General features: G+C 40.0%; 1 protein-coding gene. It reads left to right on the plus strand.

Features of this window, described 5'->3' with window-relative positions; genetic code table 11:
• The first annotated feature begins 224 nt into the window (after positions 1-224).
• A complete protein-coding gene (locus L876_RS0116265) occupies positions 225-1409 on the plus strand; it encodes an IS91 family transposase (RefSeq protein ID WP_028764762.1) in 1185 nt (394 codons plus the stop codon).
• Positions 1410-1521 lie beyond the last annotated feature (112 nt).

The following is a 1521-nucleotide window of genomic DNA, read 5'->3' on the forward strand; positions in this document are numbered from 1 at the left end:
TTAATAATGTAGTTAGTGGTAACACTTCCCCAGGGAATACAGGTGGAACTTGCAAACAGGGAATATGTGATGAAGAAAAGTAAGTATATTTTATTCTACCTAGGAATTTCCTCTTGGAGGCCTTGGTATAGCTAGGTTTCGACTTTCTCTTAAGATATTGTTGGCTTTTGAAGACAGAGATATTAATGTAATGGCCCAGTCATTAGCCTATTCAGTGTAGTGGTATGAATTTAAAAGGGATTAAAAAGAAATTATTGCGCTTTAAATCCATTTTCGTTAACCATTGGATAAGCTTTACCATTAAACACCCCAGATACAATAAACCGTATTATCATTCAGAAATTAAAAAGATGATGGACTGTGGGAGTGAGGCGTTAGGTTTTGCTACGTTTCAGTGTTTGTCATGTGGTAAAGGTGAGCATACAGTGAACTTTAGCTGCAAAGGCAAAGCCTGCCCTCAGTGTGGTAAGCGCTATTCACGTGAAAGTATGGAAAAAATAGCCAGCCGATTGTTACCTGGATTGAGCTACAGACAAGTAGTGTTAACGTTACCCAGTGAATTCAGGAATATTTTCTATAATCATCCAGAGCAAGGGGCATTATATTCAGAGTTGATGAGTGTGGGCCATGCGTGCTTAGAGGCACTCATTCAGGATTTACTCCGCTGTAATACGCTTAAAATCGCCAGTATCGTGTTTATCCATACTCATGGACGGAATGGGAGCTATAACCCCCATCTTCATATCTTATTAGGAGAGGGAGGGTTGGATCCAACGACGAATCAATGGCTTCCAATAAGTTTCTTACCTTTAAGTCGCTTACGGTTAAAGTGGCAAGCGCATTTACTTCACTTCATGGCAGCTCGTATTGGAGACTTAAACGGTATCATTAAGGCACTCTGGGTTAACCACCCTAAGGGATTCTACGCACATCCCGGAAATGGTAAAAAAGTCCCGACGAAGCATTATCGAGGGTTACTCAAATATCTGACTAAGTACTTAGCATCCCCACCAATAGGAGTATCGAGGATAACCCGTGTTGCTGATGGATATGTTAGTTATTATTATCAATCACATAGAAGTAAACAACGTGAATATGAATGCGTTGAAGCAGAGGTGTTTATTGGTCGGATGGTACAACATATCCTACCTAAAGGGTTCCAGAGAATTCGTTATTATGGGTTACAAGCGACAGCGAGCTTTAAGAAATGGTATGAAATAATAGCTAAAGCCGCGGGAGATTTAGTTGATGGTATGATTAGTTACGTTAGTCGTTTGAAATATCGTGATTTTTTTAGAGAAGTCGCAGGTAGAAACCCACTTGTTTGTGCATTTTGTGGTGATGATATGGAATTAGTTCGGCTATATCATCCTGACCGAGGGGTTTTCTATGATATCTTTGCGCTTTGATCTTTTGCTGTTTGTTCTTGGCTTTGCTTTTGTGTAGCAATTTTGTTAGTGCGCAGCAATGTACAGTTGCTCAACAAGCACCAGAAGGAAAACCTGACAACTTTGATACTAA

This window comes from Shewanella colwelliana ATCC 39565, from assembly GCF_000518705.1.
GTDB classification, from domain to species: domain Bacteria; phylum Pseudomonadota; class Gammaproteobacteria; order Enterobacterales; family Shewanellaceae; genus Shewanella; species Shewanella colwelliana.

What these genes read in the sequence shown, in the direction of transcription:
- L876_RS0116265 (WP_028764762.1), top strand. Translation starts at nt 225, where the DNA reads ATGAATTTAAAAGGGATTAAAAAGAAATTATTGCGCTTTAAATCCATT.